Source organism: Prosthecobacter sp., from assembly GCF_020439865.1.
Taxonomy (GTDB): Bacteria; Verrucomicrobiota; Verrucomicrobiia; order Verrucomicrobiales; family Verrucomicrobiaceae; genus Prosthecobacter.
Genome location: NZ_JAGRPF010000028.1, coordinates 1 through 15,246, shown reverse-complemented (window position 1 = coordinate 15,246; position 15,246 = coordinate 1). Strand labels below are relative to the sequence as shown.

Sequence of the window (15,246 nt, the reverse complement as noted above, 5' to 3'; positions counted from 1 at the left end):
CCCATGGGCTGAGCATCAAACTCAAATCTCGAATTTCAAATCGTCATTTCATCGCCACTGTCGTCCTGATGAGCACCACGAACGCACCCCAGGGACTCCTCGGCATGAAGCCGGAGGAGATCGCCGCCGTGTTCGCGGAGCTCGGCCAGCCGGCGTTCCGGGCCCGGCAGCTTGTGGAGTGGGTCTTTGCCAAGCGCGCCGCGAGTTTCGATGATATGACGAACCTGCCAAAGGCGACGCGCGAGGCGCTCGCCACGCGATTCGTCACACGCACCATGCAGATCGCCAAGGTGACCGGTTCGGCGGATACAACACGCAAATTCCTGCTCAAGCTGCACGACGGCCGTTATGTCGAAACCGTGCTCATCCCTGCCAACCCGGCCCTTTACGGTGGGAAAAGCGATCGCCGCACGCTTTGCGTCTCCAGCCAGGTCGGATGCGCCTACGACTGCAAATTCTGCGCGAGCGGCCTCGCCGGATTCACGCGCAACCTCACCGCGGGCGAGATCGTCGAGCAGATCGTTCAGGTCGAGGCACATGCGGGCGAACGCGTGGACAATCTGGTTTTCATGGGCATGGGCGAACCGCTGGCGAACTACTCGAACGTCACCAAGGCCATCGAAATCCTGAACGCGGACTGGGGCATCGGCATCGGCGCTCGTCACATGACGGTCAGCACGAGCGGACTCGCACCGCAGATCAAGAAGCTCGCCGATTTTCCGCTGCAAATCCGCCTCGCCATCTCGCTGCATGGAGCCACCGACGAAGTGCGCGAGAAGATCATGCCGGTGAACCGCAAACACAACATCGCCGAGCTGTTCGAGGCGCTCGAATACTGGAATGCGCATCGGAAGCAGTTCCTCACTTTCGAGTTCATCCTCATCGAGAACATCAACGACAGCCTCGATCAGGCTCGTGTGCTCGCCAAACGCGCGCGCAGCGTGAACGCCAAGGTCAATCTCATCCCCTACAACACCGTCGAAGGGCTGCCGTGGGTGCGCCCGAGCGAAGCGCAGCAGGACGCCTTTCTTGATGTGCTCACCAAAGCCGGTGTCACCGCCACGCTGCGCCGGGAGAAGGGCCACGACATCTCCGCAGCATGCGGCCAGCTTCGATTGAAGCAGGAAACAGAACTCGGCATCATCGAATCGCCGATTCCGGCGAAACGAATCACGATCGGCGTCGGAGCCGGATGATCCCGCTGGCTACCTCACGCGCACGGGTGTCCGCGGCGCTGGCGCGGCACGCTTGACCGGACGTTTGAGCTTCACCGAATCAACTCGCGCGGCCTGGGCATGCGCCAAGGCCTCCTGGGCCAGACGAAGCTCCCTTTCCACATCGGCGAGACGCTTTGAGGTTGCCTCGAGCTTTCGAACAACGAGGCGGGCCACGAATTCGTAGAGCGCTGCGTGGAAATCAGGATCTTCTTCACGCGGATGAATGTCCTGGAGGAACTTTTGATCGACCGCGAGGCAAACCGCCTTCGTCGAGGCGATCACAGAGGCCAGACGCTTGTCGTGGTTGACGAGCGCCAGCTCGCCAAAAACTTCCCCAATTCGGGTGATGGAGGCAACTTTCTTGCTGCCGACCCGCACCTCCAGCTCACCGCTGAGCAGGACGTAGATGCGGGAGTCGATGCTTCCCTCCTTGATGATGTGATCTCCCGGCTCGCACTGAAGCAGGCTGCTGGAGTTCAACACATCATCAAGCTGGTCATCGCTGAAACTGGCGAGAGCCGGAACCGCGCGCAGAGGCGACGGGCTGTGCTTCTCGTCATGGATGTACGCAAACTCTTTCATGGAATTCGCGTCGATTGTGGCAGGGGAACGGCTCCCGCGACAAGACAATTCTTGGGAATTCTTAGGGCTTGGGTTTCGCCTGAACCGCTGCGTCGAACGCGGGCCAAAACTGGGCCGGTGAGACAAGATCCTTGCCGCTCTCGTCAAAACGTGTGCCGATTTCCTGAAGGGGGAGCGATTTGGCCACGTCGATGCCCGCCGTGATGTTCGCCGGGGTGAAAACGAGGCGCGTCAGATGCATCCCTTTCAGCGGTGTCAGATCCGTCACCGGGGTTTCTGCGATGTGCACGCGCTGCAGGTTCGTGCCGCTGAGCGGCGACAGGTCCTTCACTTTCGTCCGATGCAGCGTCACGCTGACCAGCGGCACCGTTTTAAGGGCGCGGATGTCTTCGACAGGGCAGTCCGTGAGCCAGAGCATCTCGATCGGACATTTGGCGATGCCGGAGATATCGCCGATCGGGCAGCCGACGGCGTTCAATTCCACCAGCGGCATGCCTTCGAGCGCGCTCAGGTTTTCCACCGGGGTGCGGCTCAGGTAGAGCTTCTCCAGCGGCATGCCGCGGATGGGCGACAAGTCCTTCACCTTAGTGTCTTCGAGGTAGAGTTCGATGAGCTTCTTCCCCTGCATCGGCCGCAGGTCGGTGATCGGTGTTTCGCTCAAATCGAGCGCCAGCGGCTCGATGTGCTGCAGGAACTTCACGTTGTCGATCTTCGCGCCGCGCAGGCTGAGGGCGATCACGTTGCCGCCTTCGATGTTGAACTGCGCGTTCCCCTCGTAGCCCGGATTGTGATACTTGATCTCCGTGTGCATCATCTCCTGCGTCCAGTAGACCTTCTTTGGCTCGGGTTTGGCAGGGGCCTCGGCGGCAGGCTTTGTCTCGGCGACCTTCGGCTTTTCTTCCGCCACGGCCTTCGCAGGAGGAGCCGCGTCGGCTTTCTTCGGTTCGTCACCGCATTGGGTCAAAAGGAGTGGGAGCAGGAGAAGGGAACGCTTCATACCAGGGGCATGACGGAGGATGGGGGGAGTTGCAAGCTTGAAGTGAAACATGGGGAAATTGCGTTCGTTTGGGGCTGCCAGTTCATCTTCCTCATGCGCCTCTTTCTTTCGCTTCTTTTTGCCCTGCTCATCTCGGCCCCTGCCTTTGCTGCCAAGCCCAACGTGCTGCTCATCATAGCCGACGATCTCGGCTACAACGACGTCGGATTTCAGGGCTGCAAGGAGATCCCCACGCCGCATCTCGACAAACTGGCCGCGCGCAGCCTGCGCTTCACCAACGGCTACGTTTCGCACCCGTTTTGCAGTCCGACTCGCGCCGGCACAATGACGGGTCGGTATCAGCATCGCTTCGGGCACGAAAACAATCCCGCGTGGCTGCCGGAGGACACGATCGCCGGACTGCCGGTGACGGAAACGACCTTCCCGCAGCTCATGAAGCAGGCGGGCTACACGACCGGCGCCGTCGGCAAATGGCATCTCGGTGCGCACCCGCAGTTTCACCCGAACAGGCGCGGCTTCGACGAATACCTCGGCATCCTCGGCGGCGGGCACCAGTATTTCCCGGGCGACAAGGGCGGCGTGGAGTACACGATTCCGCTGAACCGCAACGGCAAGGACGAAGCTCAGACGAAGTATCTCACCGAGCAGTTTGGCGATGAAGCGTCCGCCTTCATCGGTCGGCATGCGGGCGAACAGAAGCCGTGGATGCTGTATCTGGCCTTCAACGCACCTCACACGCCGCTGCAGGCGCCGCAGAAATGGCTCGATCAGTTCTCCCAGATCCCCGACAAGAGCCGTCAGATCTATGCGGCCATGGTCGCGTCGATGGACGAAGCCGTCGGCGGTGTGCTGGCGAAGCTCGACGAGACGAAGCAGAGCGAGAACACGCTGATCTTTTTCGTCAGTGACAACGGCGGTCCGAATCTCGCGGCGAAGAGCGGTTCCAACTTCACCGACAACGCCCCTCTGCGCGGAGCGAAGGGTATGGTGTATGAAGGCGGCATGCGCGTGCCTTTCCTGGTGAGCTGGCCCGCGAAGATCAAACCGGGCATCTACGAACAGCCCGTGATCGCACTCGATTTCCTGCCCACCTCGCTCGCCGCGGCGGATGAGGCTGGTTTGACACCGAAAAACCTCGATGGTGTGAACCTGCTGCCCTTCCTCTCCGGTGAAAACACCAGCGCGCCGCATGACACGCTCTTCTGGCGCACCAACGGACCCGGCGGCAACAACGCCGTGCGTCGCGGCAACTGGAAGCTCGTCCGCCTCGGCAAAGCGGAGCCGGAACTCTACGATCTCGCTGCTGACATCGGCGAAACCAAGAACCTCGCCGCTGAGAAGCCCGAGATCGTGAAGGAACTCGTCGGCGCCATCGCCGAATGGGAGAAAGGCACCATCCCTCCCATCTTCCAGAGTCCCAAGCAGGGACCGAAGAAGAAAAAGAAATAGGCTGCATGGGCGCGTTTCTGGCAGGATGACGTCCGCCATGCCGCGCCTGCTATTGCTTTTCCTTTTCAGCGCCCTCGCTCAAGCCGAAGACTTCGGACCAGCACGCGAAGTGGTTCGCAAGGCTGTCGCAAAAGGCAACCCGCCGGGTGCGGTGCTTCTCATCGAGAGCGGTGAAAAGAAGACAACACTCGTTGAAGGCCAGCGTGCGCTCGTTCCTGCCAAGGAAGCGATGACGGAGGACACGGTCTTCGACGCGGCGTCGCTAACGAAAGTGGTGGCGACGCTGCCGAGCATCTTGATCTTGATGGAGCAGGGGAAGATCGAACTGGAGGCCGAAGCGCGACGCTATCTTCCCGAAATGCGACCCGGCATCACGATCCGGCATCTTCTGACACACACGTCAGGTTTGAAACCCGGCATTCCGAAGGAACCGGCGTGGAGCGGCTACGACACCGGCATCAAGCTTGCCATCGCATTGGAACCGGATGGTCCGCCTGATCGCTTCTTTCGGTACTCCGACATCAACTTCATCCTCCTCGGCGAAATCGTGCGGCGCGTCAGCGGCGTGAAGCTCGATCAATTCGCCGCGAAGCACGTCTTTGAGCCGCTGAAGATGGATTCAACGCGCTTTCTGCCACCGGAGGACTGGAAGCCGCGCATCGCACCGACGGAAAAAGACGACAAGGGTGTCATGCTGCGCGGCGTGGTGCATGATCCGAACTCGCGCAAAATGGGTGGCGTCACCGGACACGCGGGCTTGTTCACGACGGCAGATGATCTGGCAAAGTACTCACGCATGATCCTCAACAACGGCGCAGGCGTGCTCAAACCCGAGACCGTGCAGCTCATGACCACGCCGCACACGATTGCGACGGTGTTTGAACGACGAGGGCTCGGCTGGGACATCGACTCGACTTTCAGCCGGCCACGTGGAAAAACGTTTCCCATCGGATCCTTCGGCCACACCGGCTTCACCGGCACGAGTTTGTGGATCGAGCCGCAGACGAAGACGTTTGTCATTTTCATGAGCTCGCGCCTGCATCCAAACGGGAAGGGCAGCGTGCGTGAACTCTATGAGGAAATCGGCACGGCTGCGGCCAAGGGGATGACGTTTGCCGCGGCAAGCGTTCCTCCGTGGCCGCGTGCGGAAACGGAAGTGCCGACCGTGCTGAACGGCATTGATGTGCTCGTGCGGCGGAAGTTTGCCGAATTGAAGGGATTGCGCGTCGGATTGATCACGAATCAGACCGGCATCGACGCCCAACGACGAAGCACGATCGATTTGCTGGCGAACGCGCCCGAGGTAAAGTTGAAAAAACTCTTCAGTCCCGAACACGGCATTCGTGGTGAACTCGATCAGGAGAAGATCGACAACTCAAAGGACAAGAAGACCGGTCTGCCGGTGTTGAGCCTCTACGGCGAGCAGCGTGCGCCGACGACGGAGCAGATGGCGGATCTCGACGCGCTGGTGTTCGACATTCAGGATATCGGCTGCCGCTTCTACACCTACATCTCAACGCTGCGCGTTTGCATGGAAGCGGCGGCGAAGGCGAAGAAGACGCTCTATGTGCTGGACCGCGTGAATCCCATCGGCGGCATCGCGGTGGAAGGCCCCGCGGTGCCGGACAAGGAGGCGTTCACGGCCACGCATGCGATTCCGCTGCGCCACGGCATGACGGCGGGTGAACTGGCCGCGATGATGAACGCGGAGCGCAGCATCGGCTGCGATTTGAAAATCATTCCCGTCGAAGGATGGCGGCGCGAGATGCTGTTCGACCAAACCGGCCTGCCGTGGATCAATCCGTCGCCCAACATGCGCTCGCTCAATGCGGCGCTGCTCTATCCCGGCATCGGCCTGCTCGAATTCAGCGTCAGCGTCGGTCGCGGTACCGACACACCGTTTGAAATCCTCGGCGCGCCGTATGTAAACGATCTGCGGTTGTCGTATGAACTGAACAAGCTTGGCCTGCCCGGCGTGCAGTTCACGCCCGTGCGATTCACACCGACGACGAGCATTTTCAAAAACGAAACTTGTGGCGGCGTGCGCATCACAATCACGGATCGTGCGGCTTTGAAGCCGGTGACGACGGGCATTGCCATCGTTTGCACGCTTCAGCATCTGCATCCGAAATCGTTCGCGCTCGAAAAAGTGAACACGCTGCTCAATCGCGACAAGAGCGTGAAGATGATTCGTGCCGGGGAATCGTGGAAGAAGGTGGTCGAGGCGTGGGCCGATGAGGCCGCTGCGTTCGAGATTCGCAGGAGAGGCTTTTTGCGTTACTCGAATTGAGGGCTTGCGCCCACCACTCGCCTTTGTGCTAGCATGTCGGCAATGAAATCACGCCTTTTCCTCCTCGCATGCATCACCCTGCTCGCCGCCTGTGACAAACCGGCGGCTGCGACCAAGGGAACGATCGGCGTGTCGTTGCTGACGTTGCAGAATCCGTTCTTCAAAGTGATCGGCGACAACATCACAGCGGAGGCGGCCAAGCATGGTTATGACACGCTGGTGGTGAGCGCAGACAACGATGTGGCGCGGCAGAGCAACCAGGTGAAGGACTTCATCGTGAAAAAGGCCGCGGCCATCGTGCTGAGCCCGGCGGATTCGAAGGCGATCGTGCCGGTCATCCAGGAGGCGAACACTGCAGGCATTCCGGTCTTCACCGTCGATGTACCGTGCAACGAGCCGGACGTGAAGATCGTGACGCAGGTGGCTACGGACAATTTCGGCGGCGGCAAGGAAGCCGGCAACGCAATGATCGAAGCGCTCAAGGGACAAGGCGGGAAGATCGGCGTGCTCGATTTGAAAGCGGTCGAGTCATGCATACTGCGCGTGAAAGGATTCAAGGAGGTGCTCGACGCACACAACGCCACGGCGGCGCAGAAACTCGAGATCGTGAGCGAGCTCGACGGCGGCGGCGCAAAGGACAAAGGCTATAAGGCCGCCGAGGACATGCTGCAGGCGCATCCTGACATGGTGGGCATCTTTGCGATCAATGATCCCTCCGCCCTCGGTGCACGTGGTGCGCTCGAAAAGGCGGGCAAGGTCGACAAGGTGGTGATCATCGGTTTCGACGGACAGCCCGAAGGCAAACAGGCGATCAAGGACGGCAAGATCTACGCCGATCCGGTTCAGTTTCCTGACAAGATGGGCGTGGAGGTCGTACGCGCATTTGTACGCCACTCGAAAGGCGAAGACCTGCCGCCGCAGATGCTCATCCCGACGAGTCTGTATCGCAAAGCCGATGGCGAAGCGGATGCATCGCTGAAATAATCCTGCCCCATCTTATGAGAACTCTTTCCCTCCTCAGCCTCTGCCTCTTTGGCGCCGTCCTCGCCGCTGCGGCGGACATGAAACCAGCATCTGAGTTCACCACGACGGATCCGAAGAAGGTCAAAATCTTGGAAGACTCCGCTCTCGAGAAGAATCCGGAAATCGACCACTTCAAACACCTGTGCCCCGGCCTTGGTGGCTATCAGGTCATCCATGAAGGCGGTGATTTGCGCAGTTGGATCAATCTGATCTTTAACGGCAAAAAAACCGACCTGATGGGCGACTCGCTCGCCGCCTGCCCAGGTCAGTTTCCTGCGAAGGCGAACAACGTGGTGCAGTGGCGTGGATATCGCAAAGGTGACGCGTTTGCACCTTACGCGATCATTTACCGCATGGTGTCGAGTGCCGACGACGCGAAGCAGACACCGATCGAAACACTGATCATCATCAAGCTCGACGGCAGCAAGTCGCACGTCGTGGGTCACGTCTCCGCGAAAGAAGGAAACGAAAAGGCGGAGGCACTGGCGGACAAACTGTGCCGTTGAAGTTATGAATTCTGTTTCATTCATGCCCTGGTCCAGACGCAGACTCATTGTCGCAGGCCTTGCCGCGTTGGCCTCTCGCGCACAGGCGGCCGAAGAGAGCCCGCCGCAGGTGCGCATCCTGTTTCTGGGGAACAGCTACATGGCCACCAACGGCCTGCCGGCCATGGTCGGAGAGCTGCTGCAATCTTCCAAGCTGCTGGCACCGCACATCGCCAGCTACCTGCTGGGCAGTTACAAGCTCGAGCAGCATGCGACAGATCCGAATGTGCTGAAGCTGCTGAAGGACGGAGCGGACGACGGCAAGCCATGGGACGTCCTCGTTGTGCAGGAGCAGAGCATCATCTCCTCCCTCGCCGGAATCGACAGGGACGCGCAGCAGTACATGAGCGGCGGACTGTCCAAGCTGGTGGCGCTCGCCCGCGAAGTGAACCCCAAGGTGCTGGTCGTCGATTTCCAAGTGTGGGCACGGCATGAGAGCCTGTGGGCAAAGAATTCGCCTGAAGCACTTTCCACCGGCGCGAGTCCGGACGTGGCGCATGCGCGCATCCGTCAGGCGAATGCGAATGCGGTGAAAGCGGCGTTGGAGAAGAATGCCGGTGCGAACATTCTGGTAAGCCCTGTGGGGGATTTTTGGCGACTGGTGCATGACATGTATCCCGCGCTGCCGCTTTACGCGGAGGACGGCACGCATCCAGACATGCTCGGCACGCTGCTGAGCGCGCTGGTCCTCGCAGGATCCATCGGAGGGCGCGACGTGATCGAGCTATCCAACTGGGTGCCGCCAGACTGCCCCGTCATCCAGTTTGAGCGCGTGAAGAAGATGCTGCTGGATCATCCTGAGGTGTTCAAAAACGCCGGGAAGTAGCGGCGGTCTTCACCTCGAACGCCACGAGACGATGTCGTCCGCAGTGCCCGGCAGCTGATCTTTGCCGCTGCTGTAGATGGCCACCCGGCTCGCGAGGTGTGAAGCGCGGTTTTGCGAGATCTTCGGATCGGAGTTCGCAACATCAGGGTTGGTCACCTGGTTGTCACCATTCGTGTCGAACAGGATGTGATAAGGCTGGCCCCACAAGTCCGTCAGCTTGTAGGGACGAGCGGCACCTGCGAGACCGTAGCGATCATTCTTGGCCACCGGAAAACTGGAGAAGGGGATGTGCTTGGGGTTGAGGTCACGCACTCCGCTTCCGCTGGGAGGAATGCCCAGAAGAGCATCCACGAGCGGGGTGCTGCCGTCCGTGAGAAGTTCGGGCGCATCCTGATCACCTGAAGCGGAATTGGAGGCGATGGGGAAGCGGTTGTATTCGAGGTGGTAGGCGTCGATGTCGCTTTTCAAATCGAGGACCACCGCCATGACTTTTAGCCGGTTGGCATCATCCAGAGACCGGATGATCTGAATAGCCGCCAGACTGGCCAGCAGCGCGATGATGGTGATCACAACGAGTAGTTCGAGCAGGGTAAACGCTCGCAAAGTAAACTGCCGGTGCGTTTTCATGATGGGATTTTACCTGAAATCGCCTCCGCGAGTCAATGCGCGCCTCCATTTTCCTCTTGATCCCCTTCCCTCCGCGTCGCACCGGACAGGCTCCCTCCCTGCGTGAACAAGCAAGACGTCCTCGATCAAATCCTCTCCGTGCTGAGCACCGAACTCGCATCGCTGACGCGTGCGGCGCAGGGTGCCTTCGCTGCGGCGACCGACCCGGACAGCAAGGCGGAAAACAAGTATGACACACGCACGCTGGAAGCCTCCTACGTGGCCCGTGGTCAGGCGCAGCGTGTGGCGGAACTGCAGCAGGCCGTGCAGGCGTTTGGCGCATTGTCTGGAAGCGCTCTGGAGCCGGGCGCGGCGATCACGCTGGGAGCGCTGGTGAATCTGGAGACGCCGGAGGAACGGGCGCACTACTTCCTTGGTCCGTTTGCCGGAGGAACCGAGATTGTGCACGAGGGCAAGGAGATCGTCGTCATCACACCGGCATCCGCGCTCGGTCAGAAACTGATGGGCCGGCGTGAAGGCGAGACGATTGCACTGCGACCTGGCGTTTCAGCAAACGTGGCCGCAGTGCGCTGAGATTTTCTAGCTCTGAGCCACGGCAGCGGGGCGGGTGCGATCGAGCAGGTTGCCGATGCTGGCCACCATGCCGCCGATGTCGCTGAGGTTGGACGGGATGATCATCGTGTTCGTGCTCTTGGCGAGGTTGCCAAACTCACCCACATACTGCTCGGCCACGCGCAGATTCACCGCCTCACGGCCGCCGGGTGTGTTGATGGCCATTGCGATCTGCGCGATGCCCTGCGCCGTGGCCTGGGCGAGAAGTTCGATCTCGCGGGCCTTGCCTTCCGCCTCGTTGATCTGACGGATCTTGATGGCTTCGGACTGCTTGATCGCCTCCTGCTTGTGACCTTCCGCCACATTGATGCGTGCCTCGCGGTCGCCTTCGGACATGGCCACTTGCGCGCGGCGCTCGCGTTCGGCACGCATCTGTTTTTCCAGCGCGTCCTTCACGGACTGCGGCGGATTGATGTTGCTGATCTCGTAGCGCATCACCTTGACGCCCCAGGGCTCGCAGGCCTTGTCGAGTGCATCGACGATGTTCGCGTTGATGCTGTCGCGCTCTTCGAAAGTGCGGTCGAGGTCCATCTTGCCGATCTCGGAACGCAGCGTCGTCTGCGCGAGCTGGGAGGCGGCCATGAAGTAGTTCGTCACGCCGTAAGTGGCGCGAGCGGGATCGAGCACCTGCAGGAAGAGCACGCCGTCGATCTCAATGGCGATGTTGTCCCGCGTGATGCACATCTGTGACGGCACATCGATGACCTGCTCCTTGAGCGAGTGCTTGGCCACGACGCGATCTAAAAACGGGAAGAGGATGTGGAACCCCGCATCCAAAGCGCGGGAGAACTTGCCAAGTCGTTCGACGACAAAAGCGTTGCGCTGAGGCACCACGCGGGCGCCTTGAAGAATGGCGACGACAACAATGGCGGCAGCGCCAATGCCGATGAGAGTACCGAAATCGAGAGTCATAGGATTCGAGAGGTTGAGGGTTGGTGTGAATGAAAAGAATTAACGAGGCCTGACGGTGAGCAGCAGGCCGTCACGTGAGACGATCACGGCCATGTCGCCGGGATTGAGCGTGATGGTGGAGCGTGCATTCCAGTTCGCGCCTTTGAACTCCACCTTGCCTGCGCGGTCCTCCGTGATGGCGGTGACCACACGCACTTCCTTGTCGGCAAACTCTTCATCGGTCTCACGCGCGTTGCCGCTCTTCGACAAGCCCATGAACCAGTCCTTGAAGAGATTGCGCAGACCGAGGAGGAAGACCAGCGAGGCCACGGCAAAGACCGTCATCTGTCCGCCAAGCGCTGGCGTCCAGCCCAGCCAGGTCGTCAGCGAAGCCGCCCAGGCGCCCATGCCGATGAAGACGATGATCACGCCCGGTGCGGCAAACTCGAGAAGCACCAGAACAAGGCCTGCGAGAAACCAGAGAACATAGGGTTCAGTAATCATGACGCCCCGACTGTCCCCCGCGCGCCCCTCGGCGCGATTATACTTTTGGCGGGAGTTTACAGCCCACGTGATGCGGGTCGTGCGAAACACCAGTCCTCGTCATGACTTGATCTGAAAGCAATCAACCACGGTCCTAGGCGGCTCCTCGGAGAGCACTCGCTATCGCTAGGCACTCTTGGACTGCAAGACGCATGCCCTTTGGGCTTTGAGCTGAGGTGAAATCATTTGAGGTTACTTGGCTCGCCTGTTTTTGTTCCCTGTTTTCTCATGGGGTAACCTTGCGCGCACTTCCCAAATTGGTAGCGTTCCTCATGGCTCTGAAAAAATGTCATGAATGTGGTCACCAAGTTAGCACCTCTGCATCGGCCTGCCCCTCGTGTGGTGCAAAGGTGAAAAAAGGCATGGGATGCGGCACACTGATCTTAGCTCTTTTCGTGAGTTTGATTGGAATGGGCATCCTTCTGGGTGCCCTTAGTGTGTGGAGTGCTTCATCCAGGCGCTCAGCGGATCTTGATGCAGAAGTTGCTGCTCAAAAGGCCTTTGAAGATTCAAGGCGTCAGTTTGAGAGCTCGATTTCAGAAAAATTTCAACTTTTGGTCGAGAAGAAGAACACTAATGACATTCAAGGCGCACTGAAGATACTCAAAGAGTTCGAGACATTCAGGAGAACGAATTACGAGGGTTTCGATACATTGAAAACCCAGATTCTAACGGCTAGCGCGTTGGAACGTTTGAAGACAACTTCTTCTACTGAGGCCAAAGTCATTCATGGAATCTACGTTGAACTCTGCAGCCTGAATCCAGGAAACTCACAATACTCTCTGCAAGCTTCAAAATATGCCGAGGCCGTGAAGCAAGCCGAAATCGCTCGAATTGCGCAAGAAAGCGAAGCTAGAGCAAAAGCTCAAAGAGAAAGAGAGAGAAAAATCAAGGAAAGCACAGCGTCGTTGGTAGCTCGTAAAGATGAAGTTAAAGGGGTGACTTGGTATACTCACAAGGACTCCCCAGGGTCCGACGCGAGCAAAGCTGTTTTTGCATACATCGGGCAAAAAGGAGACGCCCTTTGGCTCAGGATGAAAATAACTTACACCGCTGATGATTGGCTCTTTATCAAGAGCTTCACCTTCAACATCGACGGCACCAATCATTCGTTGCCGATCTCATTTTTTCGGGATCGAAAGAGCGATCACTCCGGAGGAAAGATATGGGAGTGGGTTGATCTGCTGGTTGATGCCGAAACCTTTGCGCTACTCAACAAAGTATCCAGATCCACACGCACAATTCTCCGATACGAAGGACAGCAGTATTATTCAGATCGCGACGTCTCGAGTTCTGAGAAACTGACCATGCAGCAAATCTTGACTGCGTATGGCGCGCTTGGTGGGCAACCACCAAGCAAATAACCAGACCACCATTGGGCTATATGTATCGGCTTCACTTCACCAGCCGCACCAGCAGATCCTTGCTCTCGACGCTTTCGCTGATCTTGACGGCGATTTCGCTGACGGTGCCGGCGATCGGGGAGGCGACGGCGGCGAACATCTTCATGGCTTCGAGGGTGAGGAGGGTTTCGCCTTCCTTCACCTTCTGACCGACGCTTACGGCGATGCTCGCGACCATGCCGGGCATGGGGGCGCCGACCTGGGTCGGATCGGCGGGATCGGCCTTGGTCTTGGTGACGGCGTTCTTTGCCAGAGCCTTGTTGGTGACGGTGGTGTGACGCGGGTAGCCGTTGAGTTCGAAGATGGCGGTCTGCTGACCGTTGGCGTCGGGCTCGGTCATGTTGAGGAGGCGGACGAAGAGCGTCTTGCCCTCTTCAAGCTGGACGTTGATCTCCTCCTTGTCGCGCAGGCCGTAGTAGTAGGCGGAGGTCGGCAGCACGGAGACGTCGCCGTGGGCCTTGCGGAAGTCGGCGAACTTCAGGAAGACATCGGGATACATGAGGTAGCTCCACACATCGTCCTCGGTGGGGTCCTTCTTCAATTTGCCCTTCAGCTCGGCGCGGACGTCGGCGAGGTTGATCTTCGCGGCGTGGGTGCCGGGACGGCCTTTGATGCGCTTGCCATCCTTGCCGACGATGGCGTCGGCGAGCTTGTTCCACTTCTTGCGTGAGTCGGCAGCCTTCTTGGCTTCCATGCCGTAGAAAGGTTCGCCGAGCCAGCCTTCGAACATGCTGGTGACGTCCTTGCTCCACTTGGTGCCGGTAAGATTAAAGACATCGCTCGGCTTCACACCGCGCGCGACACACTCGATGGCCAAATCGCCGACGACCTTGCTCGATGGCGTGACTTTGACGATGTCGCCGCAGAGCTGGTTCACTTCCGCATAAGCGTGGGCGATCTCCGGCCAGCGCGGGCCGAGACCCATGCCGATGGCCTGCTCCTTGAGATTGGTGTACTGGCCGCCGGGCATCTCGTGGAGATAAACTTCGGCGGTGCCGTAGGGCTCGGCGGTGTCGAAGGGCTTATAAAAGGCACGGACAGAGGCCCAGTAGTCGCTGAACTCCTGCAAGGCCTCGGGATCGAGGCCGGTATCTCGCGGCGTGTGCTGCATGGCGGCGACGAGCGAGTTCAAATTCGGCTGCGAAGTACCGCCGGAGAGCGAAGAGATGGCCGCATCGACGACATCGACGCCCGCAATGGCGGCTTCGAGATAGCTCGAGGCATTCAGTCCGCTGGTGTCATGCGTGTGGAAGTGGATCGGCAGGCCGACTTCATCCTTGAGCGCCTTCACGAGCTTCTTCGCGGCAAAGGGGCGGACGAGTCCGGCCATGTCTTTGATGCAAAGCATGTGCGCGCCCATCTTTTCGAGTTCCTTGGCGAGGCGGACGTAGTATTTAAGGTCATACTTGTCGCGCTTCGGGTCGAGGATGTCGCCAGTGTAGCAAAGCGTGCCTTCGCAGATGCTCGTGGTGTCCTCGCGCACGGCCTGCATGGCGGCGGTGAGATTCGGCAGATAGTTCAGCGAGTCAAAGATGCGGAAGATGTCCATGCCATTCTGCGCGGCATGTTTGATGAAGCCTTTGACGACATTGTCCGGGTAGTTCGTGTAGCCGACGGCGTTCGAGCCGCGGAAGAGCATTTGCAGGAGGATGTTCGGCACCTTCGCGCGGATCTGGCGCAGGCGCTCCCACGGATCCTCGCGCAGGAAGCGCATGGACACGTCAAAGGTCGCGCCGCCCCACATTTCGAGCGAGAAGAGGTTCGGCGTGCGACGCGCCACGGCGTCGGCCACGGCGAGCATGTCGAACGAGCGCATGCGCGTGGCGAGCAGCGACTGGTGCGCATCACGCATCGTCGTGTCGGTCAAAAGCAGACGCTTCTGCTTTGCGACCCACTCCTTGCAGAACTTCGCCGGCCCCATCTCGGTGAGCAGGTCTTTCGTGCCCTTCGCAGGCGCGACGCGGTGATCGTATTTCGGAATCGGCGGCGCGGAAAAGGCCTTGTCCGGCTTGTGACCCTTCGCGAAGGGGTTCCCGTTCACAATCGTGTCCGCGAGGTAGCTGAGCAACTTTGTGGCGCGGTCCTTGCGCGCGACGAACTTCAGCAAATCCGGGTTGTTGTCGATGAAGCGCGTCGTGGCCTGGCCGGACTTGAAGTCGGCGTGGTGCACCACGTTCATCAGGAACGGGATGTTCGTCTTCACACCTCGGATGCGGAACTCGCGCAGGCCGCGGTCCATGC

The 15,246-nt window shown here is 59.5% G+C and carries 14 protein-coding genes; 8 read left to right on the top strand and 6 right to left on the bottom strand.

The window, feature by feature from the left end; all coding sequences use genetic code 11:
* The first annotated feature begins 68 nt into the window (after nucleotides 1–68).
* Nucleotides 69–1,196 (top strand): 23S rRNA (adenine(2503)-C(2))-methyltransferase RlmN, encoded by a 1,128-nt coding sequence (gene rlmN, locus KDL09_RS02415; protein WP_294380929.1) that lies wholly within the window; start codon nucleotides 69–71, stop codon nucleotides 1,194–1,196.
* 9 nt (nucleotides 1,197–1,205) lie between these two features.
* On the opposite strand, the gene KDL09_RS02410 is transcribed toward rlmN, so the two are convergent.
* Both KDL09_RS02410 and KDL09_RS02405 read right to left on the bottom strand, forming a co-directional pair.
* On the bottom strand, nucleotides 1,206–1,799 hold the full coding sequence (locus KDL09_RS02410; RefSeq protein WP_294380926.1) for a cyclic nucleotide-binding domain-containing protein: 594 nt from the start codon (nucleotides 1,797–1,799) through the stop codon (nucleotides 1,206–1,208).
* 61 nt (nucleotides 1,800–1,860) lie between these two features.
* Nucleotides 1,861–2,796 (bottom strand): hypothetical protein, encoded by a 936-nt coding sequence (locus KDL09_RS02405; RefSeq protein ID WP_294380924.1) that lies wholly within the window; start codon nucleotides 2,794–2,796, stop codon nucleotides 1,861–1,863.
* A gap of 93 nt (nucleotides 2,797–2,889) precedes the next feature.
* Here KDL09_RS02405 and KDL09_RS02400 point away from each other — a divergent pair, with 93 nt between their 5' ends.
* From KDL09_RS02400 to KDL09_RS02380, 5 genes are read left to right on the top strand one after another with little or no spacing between them, the layout of a single operon-like run.
* Nucleotides 2,890–4,245 (top strand): sulfatase, encoded by a 1,356-nt coding sequence (locus tag KDL09_RS02400; RefSeq protein WP_294380922.1) that lies wholly within the window; start codon nucleotides 2,890–2,892, stop codon nucleotides 4,243–4,245.
* Between the two features lie 37 nt (nucleotides 4,246–4,282).
* Complete coding sequence (locus tag KDL09_RS02395; protein ID WP_294380921.1) at nucleotides 4,283–6,535, top strand: exo-beta-N-acetylmuramidase NamZ domain-containing protein; 2,253 nt, start codon at nucleotides 4,283–4,285, stop codon at nucleotides 6,533–6,535.
* A gap of 42 nt (nucleotides 6,536–6,577) precedes the next feature.
* On the top strand, nucleotides 6,578–7,519 hold the full coding sequence (locus KDL09_RS02390) for a substrate-binding domain-containing protein (RefSeq protein ID WP_294380919.1): 942 nt from the start codon (nucleotides 6,578–6,580) through the stop codon (nucleotides 7,517–7,519).
* A gap of 14 nt (nucleotides 7,520–7,533) precedes the next feature.
* Nucleotides 7,534–8,064 carry a hypothetical protein gene (locus KDL09_RS02385; protein ID WP_294380917.1) on the top strand — a complete coding sequence of 177 codons (531 nt, stop codon included), beginning with the start codon at nucleotides 7,534–7,536 and terminating at the stop codon, nucleotides 8,062–8,064.
* Nucleotides 8,065–8,086: 22 nt separating this feature from the next.
* Nucleotides 8,087–8,929 carry a hypothetical protein gene (locus KDL09_RS02380; protein WP_294380916.1) on the top strand — a complete coding sequence of 281 codons (843 nt, stop codon included), beginning with the start codon at nucleotides 8,087–8,089 and terminating at the stop codon, nucleotides 8,927–8,929.
* A 9-nt stretch (nucleotides 8,930–8,938) separates the two neighbouring features.
* Here KDL09_RS02380 and KDL09_RS02375 read toward each other — a convergent pair whose 3' ends face one another.
* Entirely contained in the window at nucleotides 8,939–9,556 is a 618-nt protein-coding gene (locus tag KDL09_RS02375) for a prepilin-type N-terminal cleavage/methylation domain-containing protein (RefSeq protein WP_294380915.1), read from the bottom strand.
* Between the two features lie 102 nt (nucleotides 9,557–9,658).
* Here KDL09_RS02375 and KDL09_RS02370 point away from each other — a divergent pair, with 102 nt between their 5' ends.
* Nucleotides 9,659–10,129, top strand: a complete 471-nt coding sequence (locus KDL09_RS02370; RefSeq protein ID WP_294380914.1) for a hypothetical protein — start codon at nucleotides 9,659–9,661, stop codon at nucleotides 10,127–10,129.
* Between the two features lie 6 nt (nucleotides 10,130–10,135).
* Here the strand turns inward: KDL09_RS02370 and KDL09_RS02365 are convergent, their stop codons facing one another.
* Both KDL09_RS02365 and KDL09_RS02360 read right to left on the bottom strand, forming a co-directional pair.
* Nucleotides 10,136–11,080: a stomatin-like protein gene (locus tag KDL09_RS02365; protein ID WP_294380913.1), complete on the bottom strand. Its 945-nt coding sequence runs from the start codon at nucleotides 11,078–11,080 to the stop codon at nucleotides 10,136–10,138.
* A gap of 39 nt (nucleotides 11,081–11,119) precedes the next feature.
* On the bottom strand, nucleotides 11,120–11,563 hold the full coding sequence (locus KDL09_RS02360) for an NfeD family protein (protein ID WP_294380912.1): 444 nt from the start codon (nucleotides 11,561–11,563) through the stop codon (nucleotides 11,120–11,122).
* A 311-nt stretch (nucleotides 11,564–11,874) separates the two neighbouring features.
* On the opposite strand from KDL09_RS02360, the gene KDL09_RS02355 reads away from it, so the two are divergent.
* On the top strand, nucleotides 11,875–12,966 hold the full coding sequence (locus KDL09_RS02355) for a zinc ribbon domain-containing protein (protein WP_294380911.1): 1,092 nt from the start codon (nucleotides 11,875–11,877) through the stop codon (nucleotides 12,964–12,966).
* Nucleotides 12,967–12,997: 31 nt separating this feature from the next.
* On the opposite strand, the gene KDL09_RS02350 is transcribed toward KDL09_RS02355, so the two are convergent.
* The coding region (locus KDL09_RS02350; protein ID WP_294380910.1) for a pyruvate carboxylase subunit B at nucleotides 12,998–15,246 on the bottom strand (2,249 nt) is incomplete at its 5' end.

Bases quoted from the DNA above. Each gene is read 5' to 3' on its own strand.
- rlmN (WP_294380929.1), top strand. From the start codon at position 69: ATGAGCACCACGAACGCACCCCAGGGACTCCTCGGCATGAAGCCGGAG.
- KDL09_RS02410 (WP_294380926.1), bottom strand. From the start codon at position 1,799: ATGAAAGAGTTTGCGTACATCCATGACGAGAAGCACAGCCCGTCGCCT.
- KDL09_RS02405 (WP_294380924.1), bottom strand. From the start codon at position 2,796: ATGAAGCGTTCCCTTCTCCTGCTCCCACTCCTTTTGACCCAATGCGGT.
- KDL09_RS02400 (WP_294380922.1), top strand. From the start codon at position 2,890: ATGCGCCTCTTTCTTTCGCTTCTTTTTGCCCTGCTCATCTCGGCCCCT.
- KDL09_RS02395 (WP_294380921.1), top strand. From the start codon at position 4,283: ATGCCGCGCCTGCTATTGCTTTTCCTTTTCAGCGCCCTCGCTCAAGCC.
- KDL09_RS02390 (WP_294380919.1), top strand. From the start codon at position 6,578: ATGAAATCACGCCTTTTCCTCCTCGCATGCATCACCCTGCTCGCCGCC.
- KDL09_RS02385 (WP_294380917.1), top strand. From the start codon at position 7,534: ATGAGAACTCTTTCCCTCCTCAGCCTCTGCCTCTTTGGCGCCGTCCTC.
- KDL09_RS02380 (WP_294380916.1), top strand. From the start codon at position 8,087: ATGCCCTGGTCCAGACGCAGACTCATTGTCGCAGGCCTTGCCGCGTTG.
- KDL09_RS02375 (WP_294380915.1), bottom strand. From the start codon at position 9,556: ATGAAAACGCACCGGCAGTTTACTTTGCGAGCGTTTACCCTGCTCGAA.
- KDL09_RS02365 (WP_294380913.1), bottom strand. From the start codon at position 11,080: ATGACTCTCGATTTCGGTACTCTCATCGGCATTGGCGCTGCCGCCATT.
- KDL09_RS02360 (WP_294380912.1), bottom strand. From the start codon at position 11,563: ATGATTACTGAACCCTATGTTCTCTGGTTTCTCGCAGGCCTTGTTCTG.
- KDL09_RS02355 (WP_294380911.1), top strand. From the start codon at position 11,875: ATGGCTCTGAAAAAATGTCATGAATGTGGTCACCAAGTTAGCACCTCT.